The sequence below is a fragment of the Variovorax sp. 679 genome (genome assembly GCF_003952185.1).
Classification (GTDB): Bacteria; Pseudomonadota; Gammaproteobacteria; order Burkholderiales; family Burkholderiaceae_C; genus Variovorax.
On record NZ_RXFS01000013.1, the window covers coordinates 37249 to 57503 of the forward strand.

Below are 20255 nucleotides of genomic sequence, written 5' to 3' on the forward strand. Positions count from 1 at the left end.
ACGCATGACCGATGACTTCTACGACGAACTCGCACCGCTCTATCACCTGATCTATCCGGACTGGAACGAGAGCATTCGCGTACAGGGCGACAAGCTCTCGCAGCTCGTAGAGGCCGAATGGCCCGGCGCAGGCACCCGCCGCAAGGTGCTCGATGTGTCGTGCGGTATCGGCACGCAGATGCTGGGGCTCGCGGCGCTGGGCTATGCGGTGACGGCGTCCGACCTGTCGGCCAACGAGGTCGAGCGCGCGCGCCGGGAGGCGAGCCAGCGCGGCCTCGAGGTCGCGCTCTCGGTGTGCGACATGAGGGAAGCGCACACGCACCACGGTGGCGGCTTCGACATCGTCATCTCGTGCGACAACTCGATGCCGCACCTGCAGACCGACGCCGACCTGCTGACGGCCCTGCGCCAGATGACCGACTGCCTGCGCCCAGGCGGCGGCTGCGTGGTCAGCGTGCGCGACTACGCGAAGGAAGAGCGCGGCAGCAACATCGTGAAGCACTACGGAGCACGCGTGGCCGACGGTCAGCGCCACGTGCTGTTCCAGGTCTGGGACTTCGACAACGGCGGCACCGGCGAGCACTACGACCTGGGCTTCTTCTTCGTCACGGAAGACCTCGCCACGCAGGCCGTGAGCACGCGCGTGATGCGCTCGCGCTACTACGCCGTGACGACGACGCGGCTGTGCGAGCTCATGCGGGAGGCGGGGCTTCAGGACGTGCGACGCATCGACGATGCATTCTTCCAGCCGGTGCTGGTGGGCACGCGGCGCTGAGCCTTCGGACCCGGCTCACCTCTTCATGCGCAGCATCGAGCGCATGCCAGCCAGGAACTGCTCGTCGGTGCTGTTCCAGCGCGCATTCGCCAGGTGGGCGCTGTCCGGTCCGGCCGGGAAGCGCAGCGTTTCCGACTCTTCCGTCGCCGCGGCGAAGACAGCCGCTGCGACCTGATCCGGCGTCGTCACCGCACCGGCATTTGCGAACTGCGCCATGAGCTGCCCCGCGTAGGCCTGGTACGGCGGTGAGATCAAACCGTTCATGCGCTCCATGCCGTTGGCCGTGAAGGCCGTGCCGGGGCCGTAGCCGGGCTCGACGAGCCTGACGCGCACGCCGACCGATTCGAGTTCGAAGAACAGGGCCTCGGTGAAGCCTTCGATGGCGAACTTGCTCGCCGCATAGGGCGCGACCAGCGGCATGCCCGCGAAGCAGACGCTGGAAGTCACGTTGACGATGGCCCCCTCCCCGCGCTCGCGCATGAGCGGAACCATCGCCTGCGTCATTGCCATCACGCCGAAGGTGTTCGTCTCGAACACTTCGCGGATGGTGTCCATCGGCGTTGACTCGAAGGCCGAGAACAGGCCGATGCCGGCGTTGTTCACCAGCACGTCGAGGTGGCCGAAGGCGGCCACGCTCTGGCCGATGGCCTGCGCGATGCTGTCGGCGTCCGTCACGTCGAGGCGGACCACGCGCAGGCGCTCAGATGGCTCGCCCAGCAGTGCCGGGTCGGGCTTGCGCATCGTCGCGACGACGTTCCAGCCCTGTTTCAGGAAGTGCTCCGCGGTGGCCTTGCCGTAGCCCGAGGAGCAGCCGGTGATGAGTGCGGTTTTCAAGTTCGATTTCCTTTCAAGACCGGGCGATGCTAGGTTTCTTGACAGAGACGATCCATAGCGTGCAATCTCTATTTCATGCGCGATCGTCTCAACCCCGACCCACTGGCTTCCATCGTGGCCTTGCTCCGTCCGCGGACCGTGCTGTCGAAATTCATCAGCGGCGCGGGCAGTTGGGCGGTGCAGTACCCGAACCATGGACACCCCAGCTTCTGCCTGATGCTGAAGGGCTCCTGCTGGCTGAGCCTTGGCTCGGCGGAGCCCTTCCTGATGGAGTCCGGCGACTACATCCTGCTGCCCGCGACGCCCGGATTCCGCATGGGCAGCGACCTAGAGGCCATGGAGCGACCCACCATGCGCGTCGCGGACGCGAGCCCCGTGGGAGAAATCCGGCACGGCACTCAGGAGGACGAGGCGGCAGTCAGGATGCTCGGCGGCTACTTCCTGTTCGACCCGACGAGCGCCCCGCTGCTCGTCGGGCTCCTGCCGGAGGTGGTCCGCATCAAGGCCACCGACAGCGGCGCGGCGCGCCTGGGCTGGATCGCACGCGCCATCGATGAAGAGAACACCACGCCGAGGCCAGGCGGCGATGCCATCCTGCAGCGCTTCGTCGAGATCATGCTGATCGAGGCGCTGCGCTGGCAGCCCGCGCAAGAAGAAGCGCAGAGCTCCGGGCTGCTGGCGGGCCTGGCGAACGCGCGAATGGCACCGGCGCTGCGGCTCATCCACGAGGACGTGGCACGGCGCTGGACCATCGAGGATCTTGCGAAGGAAGTGGGGATGTCGCGCGCCGCGTTTGCCGCGCACTTCACGCGGATCCTCGGCGTGCCTCCGATGGAGTACGTGCTGCGATGGCGCATGGCTCTCGCCAGGGACATGCTGTGGCACGACGGTCTTTCGCTGGGCGAGGTAGCGCATGCCATCGGCTATCAGTCGGCAAGTGCGTTCAGCACGGCCTTCAGCCGCTCGGTGGGGCAGTCGCCGAGCTCGTTCGCGCGCACCAGCCGTACGGGCGGCCACACCGGTACTTAGGCAAGGCCGCTTCCGGCGCAGCAGGCAGCAGGACCCCGGGGCTGGTCACTGTCCCGTCACGGGGCAAACCTAGCATCCGGCCGCTTTCGTGTCTCTTTCACCAAACACCCAAGAACCACATATGAAAAAGAGCGTTCCCGCGCCCGCGCCCCGTCCCGTTCTCGCCACCATCGCAGCCATCGGCGGCAGCCTGGTGATAGCCGCCTGCGGCGGCGGCAACGGAGGAGGCATCTCGCTTCCGGTCCTTCCCCCCGCGCCGGCACCCGCCCCCGCGCCGGCTCCTCCCGCTCCCGCGCCGCTGGGCACGCTCGACGGCTCCGTGCCGCTGGTCATCGGCCATCGCGGCCTGCCGGGCCTGTACCCCGAGGAAACGAAGACCGCCTACGAAGCCGCGGCCGATGCCGGCGCCGATTCGCTCGAGACCGACCTGCACCTCACCAAGGACTGCGTGCTCGTCGCGCGCCACAACCCCTGGCTGAGCGACAACACCAACATCGCCGACGTCGCCAAGACCAACACCACCGTGGCCTCGCGCCAACGCACTGTGCCGGGCGTGAAGGTCAACGTGAAGTATCCAGTCACGCCCGAGAACGGCCCCGCTCAATATTGGAGCGACCTGACCGATCCGAACGATCCGAAGTCCGTGCTCAAGTCGCTCATCGTCGACGGACAGGACCACACTGGCGACTGGTCCATCACAGACTTCACGATGGACGAGCTGCGCCAGTGGATCCGCGGCACCACCTACGACGCCAAGGACCAACGCCCCACCGACCTCAACGGCAAGCTACCGATCATCAGTTTCCAGGAACTGCTCGACATCGCGAAGGCCAAGAGCGCCTCCACCGGCCGCAAGCTCACCGTGTACCCGGAAACCAAGAATCCGATCTGGAACAACGCGCAAGCCATCGCCAACGGTTGCGGCCCGGCGGGCAGCCATCCGCTAGAAGACGCGCTGCTGAAGGTCATGAACTTCAACGACCTCAACCGCAAGGACGCGCCGATCTTTGTGCAGAGCTTCGAGCCGGAGAGCCTGAAGTACCTGCGCTCTGCCGGCATGAAGGCGCGGGCGGTACAACTGGTGGACGGCAACGAAGTCAACTACCAGACCGGCGAGATGATCTACGTCACCAACGACGAATACACCTTCATCGATGGCCGTCCCTACAGCTGGACGCTGGCCGGCAATCCGAAGTTCTTTGGCGAGATGCTCACGCCCGCCGGACTGGCCGAGATCAAGACTTACGCCGACGGCGTCGGCCCGTGGAAGCCGCAGGTCATGGCGCACACCATCGTGCCCTACGTCGCGGTCAACAAGGGCCTGGCCGACGTGAACACCATCAAGCCCACCAGCCTGATCGCCGACGCGCACAAAGCCGGCCTTTTCGTACACAGCTACACCTTCCGCAACGAGGCGAAGTACCTTGCCGGCGTCTACAAGGGCGACCCGACGGCCGAGTACCTCGCGTACTTCCGCGCTGGCATCGACGGCGTGTTCTCGGACTTCGCGAACACGGCATTCGCTGCCCGTGCTACGTACCTGAAGGAAACCGGCCGCTGAGGCGCCGGAGGCGAAGCGAGGCGCGATGTACCCGGGCGAACGGCTCAACGGCTACAGCCACCTGCTTGGCCTGCTTCTGGCGCTGCCAGCGATGGCGCTGCTGCTCGTGAAGACCGTGCCCACCGGCGACCCCGCGCGCATCGCGGGGGCGCTGGTGTTCTCGCTCTCGGCCGTGGCGCTCTACGCGGCCTCCACTCTCTTCCACAGCACGCGCGGGCGCCTCAAGCGCGTGTGGGAGCGCGCAGACCATTGCGCCATCTACCTGCTGATCGCGGGCACCTACACGCCCTTCGCGCTGGTCACGCTGCAAGGCCTGTGGGGCTGGCTGCTGTTGTCCACGATCTGGAGCGCGGCGCTTTTCGGCATATGGCGCGAGCTGATGCCGGCGAAGAACGGCGCGCCCAGGAAACCTTCGCTGCCGCTCTATATCGGCCTGGGCTGGCTCGGCGTGCTGGCGGCCGTGCCGCTGGCCGCACGGCTCGACACGGCAGGCCTCGTGTGGCTGCTGGTCGGCGGCGCGTTCTACACGGCAGGCACCGTCTTCTATAGCAACCGGCAGGGCTTCCGGCATGCGCATGGGGCATGGCACCTGTTCGTGCTGGCCGGGACGGCGAGTCACTACGTCGCGGTGGGCTGGTTCGTGCTGTAGCAGCCCCTGCGCCACCGGTCGCAGGGATAATCGCCGACCGATGATCGTCCGACCCCGCCCCCACTGGCTGCGCATGCTCTTCATATGGCGCGGCTCCGTCCTGTCGGACATCGCGCCGCAGCTGTTGTGGACCACCGCCTTCGCGGTGCTGGTGACGGTGCTGCATGGCAGGCTGTTCCAGTGGAAGGTGCCGCTCAACTTCGTGCCCTTCTCGCTCATCGGCCTGACGCTGGCCATCTTCCTGGGCTTTCGCAACAGCACCAGCTATTCGCGCTTCTGGGAGGCCCGAACGCTGTGGGGCACGCTGCTCAACGAAACACGCACGCTGGTCCGCCAGGCGCTGACCCTGACGGAAGCCCCCTCCGAAGCCCGGACGGTCGCGATGCGCCTCATCGCCTTCGTCCATGCGCTTCGCCACCAGCTTCGCGGCACCGATCCCGCGGCCGACCTGGCCCGGCTGCTGTTCGACGAAGACCGAGCCCGCCTGCATGCTGCGCGCTTCAAGCCGGCGGTTCTGCTGCTGATGGTGGGCGAATGGATGCGGGACGAGCGCAGGCAAGGCCGGCTCGACCCGGCGCTGGTACAGGCCATGGAGCTTCCGCTGGGGCGCCTGACCGAAGCACTGGGCGGCTGCGAGCGCATCGCCAGCACACCCATTCCGTTCACCTACTCCGTCATCATCCACCGCACCATCTACCTGTACTGCATGCTGCTGCCCTTCGGGCTCGTGGATGCGATCGGCGCGATGACGCCGGTGGTGGTCGCCTTCATCGCCTACACGTTCTTCGCGCTGGAAGCGCTGGGCGCCGAGATCGAGGAGCCCTTCGGCACCGAGCCCAACGACCTGGCCCTGGACGCGATGTCGCGCGCCATCGAGTCGAGCTTGCGCGAGATGCTGGGCGAGCCCCAGCCGGAGCCATCGGCCGAAGCGGCCGGGCCCACCGGGTACATACAGACCTGAGCGGGGCCAGCACCAGCCTGCGCTGGCTCAGAGCATCTTCACCGTCACCTGCGACAGCCCGCGCAGGTGGCGCGGCCCAAGGCGCGAATCGCTGGCGGAAATCAGGCAGATCGTGCCCAGGTGCGCATCCAGCGCCTCACCGTTCTTCTCGTAAAGCACCAGCACCTTCTCGCCGATGGTGCTGTTGTAGAGCTCGTTCCAGCTGAAGATGGCCTGGTAGCCGTCGTCGCCGCGCGCGACGACCACGCAGCGCTTGAGTTCCGAACGCGGCCTCTCCGAGAGCCCGCAGGCGTCGAGCAGATCGACGAGCCGCGCACCGGCATAGCTGTCCACCTGCGCGACAGGTCGGCCCGAATAGCACAGCACCTGCGTGGGCCCCAGGTCGTGCCGGGCCTGTCCTTCGAGCGCATCGAGCGTGAAAAGGCCCGGCCGTGGCACAAGGCCCAGGATCTCCAGCACGCTGTTCCCGACAGGGAACATCCCCCTTCCGGGCACTTCGCCAAGTGCGGCGCTTGCAACGGCATCAGGATTCATCGTCGCTTCCATTCTTTCGGGAGGTTGGCGGATATTGCGACAGGAACCGGCGCGGCGCGATCCACTTTTGCGTATCGCGACTATCCGGATATTCTCATTTCGCTATATTCGCAAGAATACAGTGATGGCACTCTCGCCCGACCCATGTTCATCCGACAGCTGAGTTACGTCGTCGCGCTCGCACAGGAAAAGCACTTCGGCCGCGCCGCCGCCGCGTGCAATGTGTCGCAGCCCGCGCTCTCGGGCGCGATCCGTGGCATCGAGCAGGAACTGGGCGTCGTCATCGTCCAGCGCGGCCGGCGCTTCGAAGGCTTCACCAAGGACGGCGAACGCGTGCTCGCGTGGGCACGCCGCGTGCTGGCCGATTGCGAGAACCTGCGCCAGGACGCCCGCGCCAGCGAGGACGACCCCGTCGGCACACTGCGCATGGGGGTGATTCCCGCCTCGCTGCCGCTGGTGCCGATGCTCACGCAGTGCTGCCTGCAGCGGTACCCGCGCATGCGGCACGAGATCTTCACGCTGTCGGCGACAGAGATCCTGCGCAAGATCGAGGGCTTCGAACTCGACCTGGGCCTCAGCTACCTCGACGACGACCGGCTCGACGCCTTCGCCACCCTGCCCATCTTCCGCGAGCGCTATGTGTTCGTCGCAGCCGAAAAGTCGATGCTCGAAGGCGTGACGTCGATGTCGTGGTCGGAGGCGGCGGGCTTCCCGCTGTGCCTTTTCACCACCAACATGCAATGCCGCCGCGGCATGGATGCCGCCTTCGCCGCCGCGGGTGTGGAGGCCGTGCCCCAGGTCGAGACCGACTCCATGACCGCGCTGTGGGCGCATGTGCGCCGGGCCGGCCTCTACAGCATCCTGCCGCACAGCGTGCTGTGCCTGACGGAGCCGGCGCAGCAGCTCTGTTCGGTGCCGATGGCGCCGCAGCTCCAGCGCGACATCGGCCTGGTGCTTTCAGGGCAGCTGCCGCGCGCGCCGCTGCTGGATGCGGCCATGCGCCAGTTCCGCGAACTCGATCTGCAGGGCTGGGTGGACGGCTTCCTGCCTTCGCCCTGAACACTCACCTTCGCACGAACTTGCCGTAGAGCCGGGCAATCACCACCAGCAAGCACGCGCCGGCCAATGTCGGCAGCACCAGGAAGTCCCAGCCCGGCTGCGACAGGAAGACGATGACCGGGTTGCTGCCGGCGGGCGGATGCACGGTGTCCGTCGCCATCATGAGCATGGCGGCGCAGGCCCCCGCAGCGGCCATCGCTATCCACCCCGGTCCGAGCCAGTGAAGGAAAAGCAGGCCGACCGTCGACGACAGCAGATGCCCGCCGATAACACTCCTGGGCCTCGAGAACGCCGCATCCGGAAAACCGAACAGCAGCACGCACGATGCCCCGAAGGAGCCGAGCACCCAGGCATGGCCCGTGCTCGCCGCCAGCGCCCCCACCGTGGCCAGCGCCGCGAACGCCCCAAGGCCCGCCAGCAGGATGCCGGCAATCCGGGTACGCCGCGACACGCGCGCGGCCTTAGTCGTCGCTGAAGAGGAAAGAAGAGGCACGCGGGCGTCCTTCTCTTCCTACTTCTTCGCGAAGCGCGCGGCCTCTTCGGACCCCTTGGTCGCGTTGCCCGCGCTGTACGAGTGCGCTCCCACGCCAGCCAGCTTGCCGCCCTGCACGATCAGGTACTCGTTGCGGATCGGCCGGTTCTCGAAATAGCACTCCAGGATCTCCCGCGTGCCCGCCGCGTAGCGCGCCTGCGCCGACAGGCTGGTGCCCGAGATGTGCGGCGTCATGCCGTGGTGCGGCATCGTGCGCCACGGATGGTCGGCCGGCGCAGGCTGCGGGAACCACACGTCGCCCGCATAGCCCGCGAGCTGGCCGCTCTCCAGCGCGGCGGCGATCGCGTCTCGGTCGCACAGCTTGCCGCGCGCGGTGTTGATCAGGTAGGCGCCGCGCTTGAACTTCTTCAGCGTGTCGGTGTTGATCATGTGCTCCGTCTCGGGGTGCAGCGGGCAATTCAGCGTCACCACGTCGCACACCTTCGCCAGGCTCTCCAGGCTGGTGTGGTGGGTCAGGTTGAGCTCCTTCTCCACCGACTCGGGCAGGCGGTGGCGGTCCAGGTAGTGCAGCTTCACGTCGAAGGGCTTGAGCAGGCGCAGCACACGCAGCCCGATGCGGCCCGCGGCCACGGTGCCCACATTCATGCCCTCGAGGTCGTACGAGCGGGCCACGCAGTCGGCGATGTTCCAGCCGCCCTTGATCACCCAGTTGTACGAGGGGATGTAGTTGCGCACCAGGCCCAGCGTCATCATCACGACGTGCTCGGCCACGCTGTTGCTGTTGCAGTAGGTCACCTCGGCCACCGTGATGCCGCGGTCCATCGCGGCCTGCAGGTCGGTGTGGTCCGAGCCGATGCCGGCGGTCACGATCATCCTGAGCTTCGGTGCCTTCGCGATGCGCTCGGCCGTCATGTAGGCGGGCCAGAAGGGTTGCGAGATCACGATCTCGGCATCGTGCAGTTCGCGGTCGAGCACGCTGTCGGCGCCGTCCTTGCTGGAGGTGACCACCAGCTGGTGGCCGTTCGATTCAAGGTACTTGCGCAGGCCCAGCTCGCCCGAGACGCTGCCCAGCAGCGTGCCCGGCTGGAAGTCGATGCGCCGCGGCGTGGGCAGCGTCTGCCCGTCGGGGTAACGCTCCAGGTGCGGCAGGTCGTCGCGGGCGTAGGTCTTGGGGTAGCCGGTGACGGGGTCGTCGTAAAGCACACAAACAATCTTGGCCATGTCTTTGGTTCCTGGTTTGAATGGCGCGCCGGATGACGCACCGGGTTCGGCAGCAGTGCAGCTGCCTGGAACGCATGTTTCCCGGATGAAGCTCCGGGTGCCAATCGTTTGATTCGACCGCTTGATAGGTCTGTCTTATCAGGCTTCGGACGGCGAACATCTCCGCCCTCCGGATAATCGCTCGATCATCAAGAGGGTCCGCATGAAAACAACCGCGCCTGCCGCCGCCATGCTTCTGGCCGTCCTCTCAACCGTCGCGCAGGCAACGCCGGCTCAATACGAGGGCCCGTTGTTCGACACCCACCTGCACTACAACCAGGAAGCCTGGGACGGCAACACGGGCCCCTTCCCTCCCTCCGAGGCGCTCGCGCGCATGAAACGCAATGACGTCAGGGCGATCATCGCGAACTCGCGCCCGAATGCGGGCACCCAGACGCTGGCTGCGGCACGCGAGACCCGCGAGGCAGGCGTGACTGTCGTGCCCTTCGTGCGCCTCTACCGCAACCGCGACGACTACACCAACTGGTTCCGCGACGAGACCATCTACGAGATGGTGCAGGCCGAACTCGCGCGCGGAACCGCGAGCGGTCCCTATCGCGGGCTCGGGGAGTTCCACCTGTACGACAGCGCCGATGCCAACGGCCCCGTCGCGAAGAAACTGATCGTGCTGGCGGAGCAGAAGAAGCTGGCGGTGCTCGCGCACGTCGACGACGTGGCGATCGACCTGCTGATGGCCAATGCCCCGTCGAAGGGACAGGCCCTGCGCCTGATCTGGGCTCATACCGGCATCGGCGGCCCACCGGTCGAGCGGGTGCGGGCGCTGCTGGAACGCTATCCGCTGCTGATGGGCGAACTCTCCTACCGGCCGGGGCTCACCTGCGAAGGCGGCAGGCTGTGCCCCGAATGGCGCGCGCTGATCCTCATGTACCCGGGGCGCTTCATGGTCGGCTCCGACACCTGGGTCAACCAGCGCTGGAGCGCCTACGACGAGACGATGCGCGGCTACCGGACCTGGCTCGGCGACCTGCCGGACGACGTGGCGCAGCGCATCGCCTGGGGCAACGCTGCCACGCTGTTCGGCCTGCGCTGAGCACGCGCCGCAGGGGCCGGCCGGTCGTCAGGCTGCCAGCGCGGCCGCTGCGATGCGCGTCGCCGACGCAACGACGTCGTTGCGCCCCTTCGCGTCCTTCTGCGGAAAGGTCAGGTACACAGACAGCACGATCGGCGCGCCGGCCGGCGGCCACAGCACGCCGACGTCGTTCGTGGAGCCGTACGAGCCTGATCCGGTCTTGTCGCCCACCTTCCAGCCAGTGGGAACGCCCGCCAGGAATCGCTCGGTGTTGGTGGTGTTGCCGAGAAGCCAGGTCTTCAGCTGCTCGCGCTGTGCCGCGCCGAGCGCGTCGCCCAGCACGAGGCGCTGCAGGCTGTCGGACATGGCGGCGGGCGTGGTCGTGTCGCGCGGGTCGCCAGGGATGCTGGTGTTGAGCTCAGGCTCCATGCGGTCGAGCCGGAAGACCTGATCGCCGATGCCGCGCGCGAAGGCCGTGACGGCCGCCGGGCCGCCCAGTTCCTTCAGCAGCAGATTGGCGGCCGCGTTGTCGCTGTACTGGATGGTGGCCGCGCACATCGCGGCCACGGTCATGCCGGTGGAAACATGTTTCTCGGTGATCGGCGAGTAGGCGATCAGGTCGCTCTTGCTGTAGTTCAGGTGGCGCGACAGCAGGCTGCTGTCCCTGGTGCTGCGTTCGAGCACGGCTGCCGCCAGGGTCAGCTTGAAGGTGCTGCAAAGCGGAAAGCGCTCGTGCGGCCTGTGCTGGATGCGCGCGCCGCTGCCGGTGTTGAAGCCGACCACGCCCAGGCGTCCGCCCGAGGCGCTTTCGAGCGCCGCAAGCTGCGCCTCGGCCGAAGACTGCGAGCCCGTGCCGGACCACGCGGTGCATGCGCCGGCAAGCGGCAGAACGGAGGCGGCGAGCAACAGGGTGCGACGCTGGACGGGAGAGGTCATTTCGTTTTCTCTTTCTTTCTGCGAGTGGATGGACGAAGCGAATCCTAGGAGTGCCACTGCCGACGATCCAGCCTCACGACGGCGTTCCGCGTCCCGGGTGTATCCGGTGTAACCGCCAGGATAATTAAACCATTCAGTTGAATATCAAGCGGATTCCATCTATATTCAACCTCATGGTTGAACTTGAACTCGAAGACGAACGGCTCGATGCCGTCTTCCACGCCCTGGCCGACAGCACGCGCCGCACGATGCTGCGGCTTCTGTCGCATGGCGAATGCAGCGTGGGCGAACTGGGCGCGCCTTTCCACATGTCGTTCGCAGGGGCATCCAAGCACGTGAAGACGCTGGAGCGCGCGGGCCTGGTGTCTCGCACCGTGCAGGGCCGCGCGCACGTCTGCCGGCTCGAGCCCACCGCGCTGGCCATGGCAGACGCATGGCTGCGCCACTACGAAGGCTTCTGGAGCAATCGCCTCGACGCGCTGGAGCAGGAACTGCGGCGCGATGCGGCATCCCGCAAGTGAGCCCGATCACTCCGCCCCCACCACCTCTCAGCCAACCCAAGGAGCAACAGCAAATGACGATCAAGCACAGCCTGGGCAATCAGACCGGGCCCGACACCCTTCGCATGGAACGCACGCTGCCCGCGCCCATCGAGCGCGTATGGGCCTATCTCGCCGACTCCGACAAGCGCGCTGCATGGCTGGCCGGCGGCGCGCTGCCTCGAGCGCCCGGCGAGCTCTTCGAGCTGCGCTTCGAACACACGAAGCTCACCGGCGAAGTGGCACCGGACCGCTTCGCCGAGTGTCGCGAGCCGATCCTGCAGAAGTCGCGGCTGCTGCGCATGGAGCCGCCCACGCTGCTTTCGATCAGCTGGGACGAAGGAGGGTCGGCACCGTCGCAGGTCACGTTCGAGCTCACGCCGAAGGGCGACACCACGCAGCTCGTGCTCACGCACACGAGGCTGGCCAGCCGCAAGGACATGCTCAGCGTGGCGAGCGGCTGGCATGCGCATGTCGATGTGCTCATCGAGATCCTTGAGGGAAACAAGCCGCAGGGCTTCTGGACGAATCTCGCCGCGATCGAGAAGGAGTACGAAGCGCACATCCGCTGAACCCACGCATTCCTTCTTCCTTTCTTTCATTTGTTTCTCTCTCGCGGGGCCTTCGGGCCCCGTTTTTCATGGCTCTCGAACTTCACGAATCTGTCAAACCGTTGTCACCCGGAAACCTCAACATCTGAGGCATTCAGAGTATTTGTGCGTTTTGTTGCAAATGCACTTGTTTGCAAAAACGCAGATGAATACCCACGGTACTTCGGCATGGCCGAAGGGCAGGCAACTCAAGACTTCGAGGGAAAACATGATCAGAGGAACGAACACGCACCGCGTGCTGGCAGGGGGAAGCATGTGCGCCCTGCTGCTGCTCACGGCCTGCGGCGGTGGAGGTGGCGGCGGCGGCATCGGCTTTCCACCCGTGAACACGCCTTCGCCAGGTGGCGGGAACACTCCGGCGCCGAGCGTCAACCAGGGCAAGAGCGGGCCCAAGGCTCTCGTCGTCGAGATCGACGGCCTCACGCATGCGGCGCTTCGCGATGCCATGGCGCAGAACAAGGTGCCGGCATTGCAATCGCTGCGCCTCTCGCCGGCCTGGACGGGCGGCGCCAACGGCACGCCGAGCGAACAGCGCACCACCGACGGCCCCGGCTGGGCCACGCTGATGACCGGTACATGGGCACAGCGCCACGGCGTTCGCTGGGACACGAACGACCAGCGCATCGACGTCAAGCTCGCGCCCTCGGTCTTCGCGCTCGCAAGGCAGAACAACAAGGCGGCCGGCTACAAGACGGCGTCCGTCACGGCGGGTGCGCTCTATCCGCTGCTGCTCGCGAACGAAACCGGCACGGTCGACAGCGCCGTCGACTGCGCGGGTGCCGACGCCTGCGTCACCGACCGCGCCGCACAGCTCATCGATGCCGGCTACGACCTGCTGGTGGCGCAGTACGGCGCGCCGGCCGCGGCAGCAGCCAGCGGCTTCAGGAGCGATGCCTACCAGCGCGCGATCACCGACACCGCCACCGGCGTGGGCCAGTTGCTCGCGCGCATCGCGCAGCGCACCGCCAACGATTCGAAGGAAGACTGGCTCGTGATCCTCACGACCGGCCACGGCCTCGACACCTTCGGCAGCGCCTCCGGCCTGCAGGACAACGACGGCAAGACCATCTTCATCGCCAGCAACAAGACGCTCGCGGCGCAACCGGGCGTCGGCGCGGCCGCTCCCGCCGACGCCACGCTGCTCACGCTCGCGTCAGCCACCGACATCGCGCCGACCGTGCTGCGCCATCTCGGCGCGCTGCCCGCCGCAGCCGACTACCGCTTCAGCGGCCAGGCCCTGCAGGCTTCCACCTCGCTGCGCAGCCTCTCGGCGAAGACGGGCGCGGACAAGCGCAGCATCGTGCTGTCATGGACGCTCGCCGGAGCAACCACCGCGCAGGTGCAGGTGCTGCGCGACGGCAAGCTGGTGGCCACGCTGCCGGCCGGCACCACCACCTACACCGACCCCATCGTCGCCGACAGCGACGGGGTCTACGCCTACCAGTACACGGTCGTCGCCGGCGAGGCCAGCGTGGCGCTTCCCGCGCAGATCGCCTACGTCAAGCCGGAGGCTCCGGTAACGCTTGCGCCCACGCTGGCGAACGGGCTCGTCAACTACTACACGCTCGACGCGCTGCCGGCGGTCGACGCGAAGAATGCCTCGACGCTCGCCCCCTGGGCGGCCGACGCCAACGGTGGATCGCTGGTCGATGACGGCTTCCAGGCACCCAACAAGGCCAAGGCATTGCGTGTCGACAGCACGGTGAAGAACGCCAGCGGCATGGCCGGCTATCGCCTGGTGCAGAACAACGACGTCACGACGAACCCTGCCGTCACAGCCTTCACCATCGGGTTCTGGATGCGCACCGACAACACCTGCAGCCAGGGCGTGAGCAACGGCGGCACGGTGATCGGCAACAAGAACTACGACACCGGCACCAACGAGGGCATTGCCATCGGCCTGTTCGGCAGCTGCGAACTCCGCTTCAACACCGGCACCGGTGCCGGCGTCCGGGGCGAGGTCAAGGGAATGCACTACCTGAGTGCCGGCCAATGGGCCTACGTTGCCATGGTGATCGACAAGACCGGGCAGACGATAGATGGCTATGCATTCGATCCGGTGCGTGGTGTCCAGACCGGCCGCGCGGCACTGTCTCCCACACTGGTTGCCAAGCTCGGCGGCCTCAAGAACGGCATCGGATTGAACGAGGATGGTTCCGGCCTTTACTACAACCGCCAGACCTCCTCGCCGCGTGGCGCCATGGAATTCAACGACTTCGCGATCTGGAACCGTGCGCTCACCAGCGACGAGCTCAACAGCATCTTCAAGTCGGGCCAGCCGCTGTCGACGCTTCCCTGACCCCGATTCCCCAGCCCAAGAGCCCTCGAGGCAACAACGAAACAAGAGGACCCATTCATGCAAATCAATGCTCTCTCCGGCGCGCGCCTTGCGTCCGCGCTCCTCCTGGCCTGCGCCCTCTCCGCCTGCGGCGGAAGCGGTGGCGGTGGCAGCGGCTTCGTCGGCGGCACACCGACGCCGCCGACCACGCCGACGCAACCCGACACTGGCACCGCTCCCGTGAAGAGCTGCGCACCCTGAGCCGAGCCATACACACCATGTCCAAGCACAACAACAAGCCCATGACGAACTCGCGTCGCAAATTCCTCACAGGCACTGCCACCACGGGCGCTGCAGCTCTCGCGCTCAGCGCCTTCCCTCCGAGTATCCGCCGCGCACTCGCCCTTCCGGCGAACAACAAGACCGGTACGATCAAGGACGTCGAGCACGTCGTGATCCTGATGCAGGAGAACCGCTCCTTCGACCACTACTTCGGCACGCTGCTGGGCGTGCGCGGGTTCGGTGACCGCTTCACCATTCCGCTGCCGAAGGGACTGAACGTGTGGCAGCAAAGTGACGGCGCCGGCAAGCCGATCCTGCCTTACCACCTCGACGGCCGTGCAGGCAACGCGCAGCGCGTGGACGGCACGCCGCACTCGTGGAGCGACGGCCAGGACGCCTGGGATGGTGGGCGCATCTACCAGTGGCCTCGCTACAAGAACACGGCTTCGATGGGCTATTTCAAGGAAGCCGAAGTTCCGTTCCAGTTCGCACTGGCCAATGCATTCACCTTGTGCGATGCCTATCACTGCAGCATGCACACAGGCACCAATTCGAACCGGCTGTTCCACTGGACAGGCACCAACGGTCCATCGGGTCAATTGAGCACGGGTGCCCTGGCAGGCGTGGCGTCGATCGACAACACGTGGGAGAACCTCAAGTACCCCGTGACGACCAACACGGACACATCCGCCTACGGTTGCGACTGGAAGACCTATCCGGAGCGACTGGAAGAAGCCAATGTGAAATGGATCGTCTACCAGAATCTGCCCGACAACTACACCGATAACCCGCTCGCGGGGTTCAAGCAGTACCGCGCAGCAAGCTGGGCATCGGGTAAGAACAAGGCGGGGTACGACGGCGACAACTTTCCACAGAATGCCACGGTGACGGCGTATGACCCCGTCAGCGACGACGCAAACTACCCGCTCTACAAGGGCGTTGCCAACACGATGCCGGACGGCGGCTTTCTCGGCACCTTCAAGCAGGACATCCTGAAGGGCAACCTGCGGCAGGTGTCGTGGATCGTGGCCCCCAAGGCATATTCGGAGCACCCCAACCCCTCGAGCCCGGTGCAGGGCGCCTGGTACATACAGGAAGTACTGGATGCGCTCACCGCCGCACCGGATGTCTGGAGCAAGACCGTGCTGCTCGTCAACTTCGATGAGAACGACGGCTACTTCGATCACATGCCTTCGCCATCGGCACCTTCGATCAACCCGGACAAGACAGCTGCCGGCAAGACCACTCTGTCCGATAGCGACATTGCCTTCGAGCGCCACAACTATCCGTTGGTAGGAGGCTCCACGCCATCGACGGACGGCCGCGTCTACGGCCCCGGCGTGCGCGTGCCCATGTATGTGATTTCCCCATGGAGCCGCGGGGGCTGGGTCAATTCCCAGGTGTTCGATCACACTTCCGTCATTCGCTTCCTGGAAGCGTGCTTCGGCGTCAAGGAGCCCAATATCTCGCCCTACCGCCGTGCAGTGTGCGGCGACCTCACGAGCGCGTTCAACTTCGCTACGCCCAACAACGAAGCGCCTCCGACTCTGGCGGGACGCACGACCAAGGACGCTGCCGTCAAGCTGCGCACCGAACAGGAAGCGCTGCCGCAGGTGCCCCTGCCGCTCGACCCCCAGCTGCCGCGCCAGGTCACCGGCACCCGCCCCTCGCGCGCCCTGCCCTATGAACTGCACGTGAGCGGACGCACCGACGCCATCAAGGGCCAGATGCGGCTGATCTTCAAGAACAGCGGCAAGGCTGCCGCCGTCTTCCACGTGTACGACAAGCTCAACCTCGACCGCCTGCCGCGCCGCTACATGGTCGAGCCCGGCAAGCAGCTCGACGACACCTGGAACCCGGCGACCGACAACAGCGGCTTCTACGACCTGTGGGTGCTCGGCCCCAACGGCTTCCACCGCCACTTCAAGGGCGACCTCAACAGGCTTCGCGCCGGCGGCGCACCCAACCCCGAGGTGCGTGTGTGCTACGACGTCACCAACGGCAACGTCTCGGTGGAAATGCTCAACGGCGGCAGCGGCAACTGCAAGTTCACGGTGCGCGCCAAGGCCTACCGCGACGACGGCCCGTGGAACGCCACCGTGAGCGGCGGCGGCAAGGCCGAGCAGGCGTGGGTGCTGGCCAGCAGCGGCCAGTGGTATGACTTCGCGGTCACCTGCGATGCCGATCCGGCCTTCTACCGCCGCTTTGCCGGCCGCGTCGAGACCGGCAGGCACTCGGTGAGCGACCCGGCCATGGGCCTCGCCGACCTCTGACCGCACGGCGGCCGCGCCAGCGCCCGCATCGGGGCGCTGGCCGGCGGCACGAGCAACGGCAAAATGGCGCGGGCTTCCCGTGCCTGCCCGAAACACATGCAGACCGGGGCGGCCGTCGAACTGACGCCGCCCCTTTCATTTTTCATACGCCGCATCCAATGCTCCAAGAAGAACGATTCCTGCGCATCCGCAGCCTGCTGGCCACTTTCTCCCGACTGAGCGTGGAGCGCATCGTGCAGGACCTTGCGGTGTCGCGCGAAACGGTGCGCCGCGACCTGCTCGAGCTCGAAGGACTGGGCGAGCTGCGCCGCGTGCACGGCGGCGCCATCTCGATCAGGGCGGAGCCCGAGCCGCCGCTCGCGGTGCGGCTGGTGGCACGGCAGCGCGAGAAACGCGCCATCGCCAAGGCCGCCGTCGCCCTGCTCCAGCCGGGCCAGACGATCTTCATGGACGCGGGCAGCACCATGTCGATCTGCGCGGAGGAAATCGCCACGCTGAGCGGCATGACCGTCATCACCAATTCGGTGAGCATCGCGCTCAAGCTCGCTGGCGCGGGCGAAGGCCGGCTCACCGGCAACCAGACCATCCTGCTGGGCGGCGAGATCGACGTGAAGACCCAGGCCACCTTCGGCGACACCACGGTGGAGGCCATCCACCGCTACCGCGCCGACGTCGCACTGCTGTCGCCGGTGGGGCTGCACGCGAAGCACGGCGCCATGAGCTTCGAGCACCACGAGGCCACCGTGGCACGGGCCATGGCCGAGCAGGCGCAGCAACTGGTGCTGCTAGCCGACCACGCCAAGATCGGCCAGGCCAGCCGCGTGACCTATTCGCGCACGGCGGACATCGACGTTGTAGTGACTGACGCAAAAGCGCGCGAGCTGCCGGGGCTCTCGGGGCTGCGCAAGGCCTGCGAGCGGGTGATCCTCGCCTGAGCGACCGCGGGCATCAGCCGCTGCTGCTGTCGCCTCGCCGCGAGAAGTAGCGGCCCGGCGATTCCCCGAACGCCTTGCGGAACATCGCGATGAAGTTGCTGGGCGTCGCATAGCCGAGCGCGTCGGCGACGACGGCCACGGGTTCGCCGTTGGCCAGCTTCTCCAGTGCCATCGAAAGACGGGCCTGCTGGCGCCACTGGACGAAGCTCATCCCCGTCTGCGCGACGAAGTGCCTGCGCGCGCTTCGCGCCGACAAGCCAGCCCAGGCCGCGAGCTGGTCGAGCGTTCGCTCGTCTTCGGGGTGCTCGACCAGATGGTTCGCCATCGCCAGCAGGCGGCGTTCCGCCGGCATGGGCAGCGCGAGCGGCTCTCGCCGGCCTAGCCGGATCTCGTCCAGCAGCACCGCCAGAAGGCGCTCCTGTTCGGGCTGCAGATGCTCGATGCCACTCCAGCCCGATGCGCGGCGCACCAGCGCGCGCAGCACCTCGCCGACGCCCATGACGCAGGGCTCTTCCGGCAGCCCGGCGGTGACGTCGGGCCGCAGCATGACGCCCCAGCCGCTCAGGGCGCCGCTCACGCTCACCTTGTGATGGACGCCTGGCGGAATCCAGCCCGCGCGATGCGGCGGCAGCAGCCACGATCCGCGCGCGGTGCGAACGCGCACCAGGCCCCGGTCGATGCAGAAGAGCTGGCCTCGCACATGGCTGTGCCAGTCGTACTCGCGCGTTCCGAGCCTGAACTCGCTCCCGGGCTCGTCGGTGCCCCGGAGCGCGAAAAGCACGGGGCCATCGGCGCGCTCGCTCAGGTCCGAAGACATGTGCCCGCCGTTGTCGAATGAAGTTGGCCGCTTCTCATTGTTTTTAGTCCTGATGAAATTATCAGGCCACGGCAACCGGCACTTAGCCTCGATCCGATGCGGGAGCGGATGTGGCCGCTCCCGGTCCAGACAAGGAGAAGCAACGGATGCAGCAATCGCACATTTCGATCATCGGAGCCGGCCTCGGCGGCCTCTGCCTCGCGCAGGGACTCAGGAGCGCGGGCATTTCCTTCGACGTCTACGAGCGGGACACGGCGGCCGCAAGCCGCGATCAGGGATATCGAATCAGGATCGACGCCGAGGGACAGGCGGCGCTGTCGCGATGCTTGCCTGCAAATCTCCATGAGCTGTTCCGCCAGAGCTGCGGCGGCAGCGCAGGGGGTGTCCGGTTCCTGGATTGCGATCTGCAGCGGATTCAGGGGCGGCCAGCCGGAAGCTGGCGCATTCCGGACGCAGGCGGAGACGCCCCAGTCCCACCTCGCGACCTCAGCGCGAACCGGCAGACATTGCGGGAAATCCTGCTGTGCGGCATCGAGGACCGCGTGCACTTCGGCAAGGCACTTCGCCGTTTCGACGTCGTCGGCAAGAACCAGGTCCGCATCCAGTTCGACGATGGCGAGGAAACAACTTCGGCGCTGCTGGTCGGCGCGGACGGCGTGAATTCGGCAGTGCGCGCCCAGCTCGCCCCAGCGGCGGAGCCCGTCGATACCGGCGCGGCCTGCATCTATGGCAAGACCGCCGCAACGGCGGCGCTGCGGGAAAGCATCGGCACGGACTTGTGGGCAGGCACGTCCGTGGTCTTCGCCGACGGCTTCGCGCTGATCCTCGACCCCATGCTGTTCCGGCAACCACTGCCTGCCCTCGCCGCAAGGCTTGCGCCGGCATGCCGGCTGGAGCCGGTCGATGACTATCTCTACTGGGCGTTCATCGGTCCGCGCGCGAGCCTGAGGCTGGCTGCCGGGGAGTTGCCGGACCAGTCGCAGCTGGCAACGCTCGTCGGGGCGATTGCCCGGCGATGGCACCCCCGGCTTCGCACGCTGTTCGCCCATGGCGATGCCCGCACGCTCACAGTCTTGCCGGTCCGCAGTTCGCCGCCGGAAATCGCGGCGTGGCAGTCCGGCCCCGTGACGCTGCTCGGCGATGCGATCCACTCGATGAGCCCCGCCGGCGGCGTCGGCGCCAACACTGCGCTGCGCGATGCTGCGGCGCTCGCCAGCGCGTTGGCAAGCGGCGCCGGCTTTCACGAGGCTGTCTCCGGCTACGAGGTTGCGATGCGGGCATGGGCAAGGGCCGCCATCACGGCCTCCAACGACGGTGCCCGCCGCCTGTTCGGTGCGAGCGCGACGAGCTGACTGCGAAGGCCCGCCCCGTCCGCGCCCGGCCATCGGGCTATGCTGCG

The 20255-nt window shown here is 66.9% G+C and carries 20 protein-coding genes; 14 read left to right on the top strand and 6 right to left on the bottom strand.

What is annotated here, in order from left to right:
• Positions 1 to 4 precede the first annotated feature (4 nt).
• The gene (locus EJO71_RS28310; protein ID WP_125951986.1) at positions 5 to 775 is read left to right on the top strand and encodes a class I SAM-dependent methyltransferase; all 771 of its coding nucleotides are present in this window, start codon (positions 5 to 7) and stop codon (positions 773 to 775) included.
• Between the two features lie 15 nt (positions 776 to 790).
• On the opposite strand, the gene EJO71_RS28315 is transcribed toward EJO71_RS28310, so the two are convergent.
• A complete protein-coding gene (locus tag EJO71_RS28315) occupies positions 791 to 1609 on the bottom strand; it encodes an SDR family oxidoreductase (protein ID WP_125951987.1) in 819 nt (272 codons plus the stop codon).
• A 75-nt stretch (positions 1610 to 1684) separates the two neighbouring features.
• Between EJO71_RS28315 and EJO71_RS28320 the strand changes: the two genes are divergently transcribed.
• The 4 genes from EJO71_RS28320 to EJO71_RS28335 all read left to right on the top strand — a co-directional run bounded on the left by EJO71_RS28320 (position 1685) and on the right by EJO71_RS28335 (position 5809).
• A complete protein-coding gene (locus EJO71_RS28320) occupies positions 1685 to 2638 on the top strand; it encodes an AraC family transcriptional regulator (protein WP_125951988.1) in 954 nt (317 codons plus the stop codon).
• Positions 2639 to 2759: 121 nt separating this feature from the next.
• Positions 2760 to 4199, top strand: a complete 1440-nt coding sequence (locus EJO71_RS28325) for a glycerophosphodiester phosphodiesterase family protein (protein ID WP_125951989.1) — start codon at positions 2760 to 2762, stop codon at positions 4197 to 4199.
• Positions 4200 to 4224: 25 nt separating this feature from the next.
• Positions 4225 to 4848, top strand: coding sequence for a hemolysin III family protein (locus tag EJO71_RS28330; RefSeq protein WP_125951990.1), 624 nt, complete (start codon positions 4225 to 4227; stop codon positions 4846 to 4848).
• 40 nt (positions 4849 to 4888) lie between these two features.
• A complete protein-coding gene (locus tag EJO71_RS28335) occupies positions 4889 to 5809 on the top strand; it encodes a bestrophin family ion channel (protein WP_125951991.1) in 921 nt (306 codons plus the stop codon).
• Between the two features lie 27 nt (positions 5810 to 5836).
• On the opposite strand, the gene EJO71_RS28340 is transcribed toward EJO71_RS28335, so the two are convergent.
• Positions 5837 to 6289, bottom strand: a complete 453-nt coding sequence (locus tag EJO71_RS28340; protein WP_125951992.1) for an oxidoreductase — start codon at positions 6287 to 6289, stop codon at positions 5837 to 5839.
• Positions 6290 to 6487: 198 nt separating this feature from the next.
• Between EJO71_RS28340 and EJO71_RS28345 the strand changes: the two genes are divergently transcribed.
• Positions 6488 to 7402: a LysR family transcriptional regulator gene (locus tag EJO71_RS28345; RefSeq protein ID WP_125951993.1), complete on the top strand. Its 915-nt coding sequence runs from the start codon at positions 6488 to 6490 to the stop codon at positions 7400 to 7402.
• A gap of 4 nt (positions 7403 to 7406) precedes the next feature.
• On the opposite strand, the gene EJO71_RS28350 is transcribed toward EJO71_RS28345, so the two are convergent.
• Both EJO71_RS28350 and EJO71_RS28355 read right to left on the bottom strand, forming a co-directional pair.
• A complete protein-coding gene (locus EJO71_RS28350) occupies positions 7407 to 7895 on the bottom strand; it encodes an HPP family protein (RefSeq protein WP_125951994.1) in 489 nt (162 codons plus the stop codon).
• A gap of 18 nt (positions 7896 to 7913) precedes the next feature.
• Entirely contained in the window at positions 7914 to 9116 is a 1203-nt protein-coding gene (locus EJO71_RS28355) for an NAD-dependent formate dehydrogenase (RefSeq protein ID WP_125951995.1), read from the bottom strand.
• Between the two features lie 229 nt (positions 9117 to 9345).
• Here EJO71_RS28355 and EJO71_RS28360 point away from each other — a divergent pair, with 229 nt between their 5' ends.
• Entirely contained in the window at positions 9346 to 10206 is an 861-nt protein-coding gene (locus EJO71_RS28360) for an amidohydrolase family protein (protein ID WP_240651550.1), read from the top strand.
• A 27-nt stretch (positions 10207 to 10233) separates the two neighbouring features.
• Here EJO71_RS28360 and bla read toward each other — a convergent pair whose 3' ends face one another.
• Positions 10234 to 11121, bottom strand: a complete 888-nt coding sequence (gene bla / locus EJO71_RS28365; RefSeq protein WP_125951997.1) for a class A beta-lactamase — start codon at positions 11119 to 11121, stop codon at positions 10234 to 10236.
• 173 nt (positions 11122 to 11294) lie between these two features.
• On the opposite strand from bla, the gene EJO71_RS28370 reads away from it, so the two are divergent.
• The 6 genes from EJO71_RS28370 to EJO71_RS28395 all read left to right on the top strand — a co-directional run bounded on the left by EJO71_RS28370 (position 11295) and on the right by EJO71_RS28395 (position 18039).
• Positions 11295 to 11642 carry a metalloregulator ArsR/SmtB family transcription factor gene (locus tag EJO71_RS28370; RefSeq protein WP_125951998.1) on the top strand — a complete coding sequence of 116 codons (348 nt, stop codon included), beginning with the start codon at positions 11295 to 11297 and terminating at the stop codon, positions 11640 to 11642.
• 53 nt (positions 11643 to 11695) lie between these two features.
• On the top strand, positions 11696 to 12232 hold the full coding sequence (locus tag EJO71_RS28375) for an SRPBCC family protein (protein WP_125951999.1): 537 nt from the start codon (positions 11696 to 11698) through the stop codon (positions 12230 to 12232).
• Between the two features lie 247 nt (positions 12233 to 12479).
• The gene (locus tag EJO71_RS28380; RefSeq protein ID WP_240651546.1) at positions 12480 to 14570 is read left to right on the top strand and encodes a LamG domain-containing protein; all 2091 of its coding nucleotides are present in this window, start codon (positions 12480 to 12482) and stop codon (positions 14568 to 14570) included.
• 57 nt (positions 14571 to 14627) lie between these two features.
• A complete protein-coding gene (locus EJO71_RS28385) occupies positions 14628 to 14810 on the top strand; it encodes a hypothetical protein (RefSeq protein WP_125952000.1) in 183 nt (60 codons plus the stop codon).
• A 41-nt stretch (positions 14811 to 14851) separates the two neighbouring features.
• Positions 14852 to 17104, top strand: coding sequence for a phospholipase C, phosphocholine-specific (locus tag EJO71_RS28390; RefSeq protein ID WP_125952140.1), 2253 nt, complete (start codon positions 14852 to 14854; stop codon positions 17102 to 17104).
• A gap of 158 nt (positions 17105 to 17262) precedes the next feature.
• Complete coding sequence (locus EJO71_RS28395) at positions 17263 to 18039, top strand: DeoR/GlpR family DNA-binding transcription regulator (RefSeq protein ID WP_125952001.1); 777 nt, start codon at positions 17263 to 17265, stop codon at positions 18037 to 18039.
• Between the two features lie 13 nt (positions 18040 to 18052).
• Here the strand turns inward: EJO71_RS28395 and EJO71_RS28400 are convergent, their stop codons facing one another.
• Complete coding sequence (locus EJO71_RS28400) at positions 18053 to 18856, bottom strand: helix-turn-helix transcriptional regulator (protein WP_125952002.1); 804 nt, start codon at positions 18854 to 18856, stop codon at positions 18053 to 18055.
• 146 nt (positions 18857 to 19002) lie between these two features.
• Between EJO71_RS28400 and EJO71_RS28405 the strand changes: the two genes are divergently transcribed.
• Entirely contained in the window at positions 19003 to 20208 is a 1206-nt protein-coding gene (locus EJO71_RS28405; protein ID WP_125952003.1) for an FAD-dependent monooxygenase, read from the top strand.
• The last annotated feature ends 47 nt before the right edge of the window (positions 20209 to 20255 follow it).

What these genes read in the sequence shown, in the direction of transcription:
- EJO71_RS28310 (WP_125951986.1), top strand. Translation starts at nt 5, where the DNA reads ATGACCGATGACTTCTACGACGAACTCGCACCGCTCTATCACCTGATC.
- EJO71_RS28320 (WP_125951988.1), top strand. Translation starts at nt 1,685, where the DNA reads ATGCGCGATCGTCTCAACCCCGACCCACTGGCTTCCATCGTGGCCTTG.
- EJO71_RS28325 (WP_125951989.1), top strand. Translation starts at nt 2,760, where the DNA reads ATGAAAAAGAGCGTTCCCGCGCCCGCGCCCCGTCCCGTTCTCGCCACC.
- EJO71_RS28330 (WP_125951990.1), top strand. Translation starts at nt 4,225, where the DNA reads ATGTACCCGGGCGAACGGCTCAACGGCTACAGCCACCTGCTTGGCCTG.
- EJO71_RS28335 (WP_125951991.1), top strand. Translation starts at nt 4,889, where the DNA reads ATGATCGTCCGACCCCGCCCCCACTGGCTGCGCATGCTCTTCATATGG.
- EJO71_RS28340 (WP_125951992.1), bottom strand. Translation starts at nt 6,289, where the DNA reads ATGTTCCCTGTCGGGAACAGCGTGCTGGAGATCCTGGGCCTTGTGCCA.
- EJO71_RS28345 (WP_125951993.1), top strand. Translation starts at nt 6,488, where the DNA reads ATGTTCATCCGACAGCTGAGTTACGTCGTCGCGCTCGCACAGGAAAAG.
- EJO71_RS28355 (WP_125951995.1), bottom strand. Translation starts at nt 9,116, where the DNA reads ATGGCCAAGATTGTTTGTGTGCTTTACGACGACCCCGTCACCGGCTAC.
- EJO71_RS28360 (WP_240651550.1), top strand. Translation starts at nt 9,346, where the DNA reads ATGCTTCTGGCCGTCCTCTCAACCGTCGCGCAGGCAACGCCGGCTCAA.
- bla (WP_125951997.1), bottom strand. Translation starts at nt 11,121, where the DNA reads ATGACCTCTCCCGTCCAGCGTCGCACCCTGTTGCTCGCCGCCTCCGTT.
- EJO71_RS28370 (WP_125951998.1), top strand. Translation starts at nt 11,295, where the DNA reads ATGGTTGAACTTGAACTCGAAGACGAACGGCTCGATGCCGTCTTCCAC.
- EJO71_RS28375 (WP_125951999.1), top strand. Translation starts at nt 11,696, where the DNA reads ATGACGATCAAGCACAGCCTGGGCAATCAGACCGGGCCCGACACCCTT.
- EJO71_RS28380 (WP_240651546.1), top strand. Translation starts at nt 12,480, where the DNA reads ATGATCAGAGGAACGAACACGCACCGCGTGCTGGCAGGGGGAAGCATG.
- EJO71_RS28385 (WP_125952000.1), top strand. Translation starts at nt 14,628, where the DNA reads ATGCAAATCAATGCTCTCTCCGGCGCGCGCCTTGCGTCCGCGCTCCTC.
- EJO71_RS28390 (WP_125952140.1), top strand. Translation starts at nt 14,852, where the DNA reads ATGACGAACTCGCGTCGCAAATTCCTCACAGGCACTGCCACCACGGGC.
- EJO71_RS28395 (WP_125952001.1), top strand. Translation starts at nt 17,263, where the DNA reads ATGCTCCAAGAAGAACGATTCCTGCGCATCCGCAGCCTGCTGGCCACT.
- EJO71_RS28400 (WP_125952002.1), bottom strand. Translation starts at nt 18,856, where the DNA reads ATGTCTTCGGACCTGAGCGAGCGCGCCGATGGCCCCGTGCTTTTCGCG.
- EJO71_RS28405 (WP_125952003.1), top strand. Translation starts at nt 19,003, where the DNA reads ATGCAGCAATCGCACATTTCGATCATCGGAGCCGGCCTCGGCGGCCTC.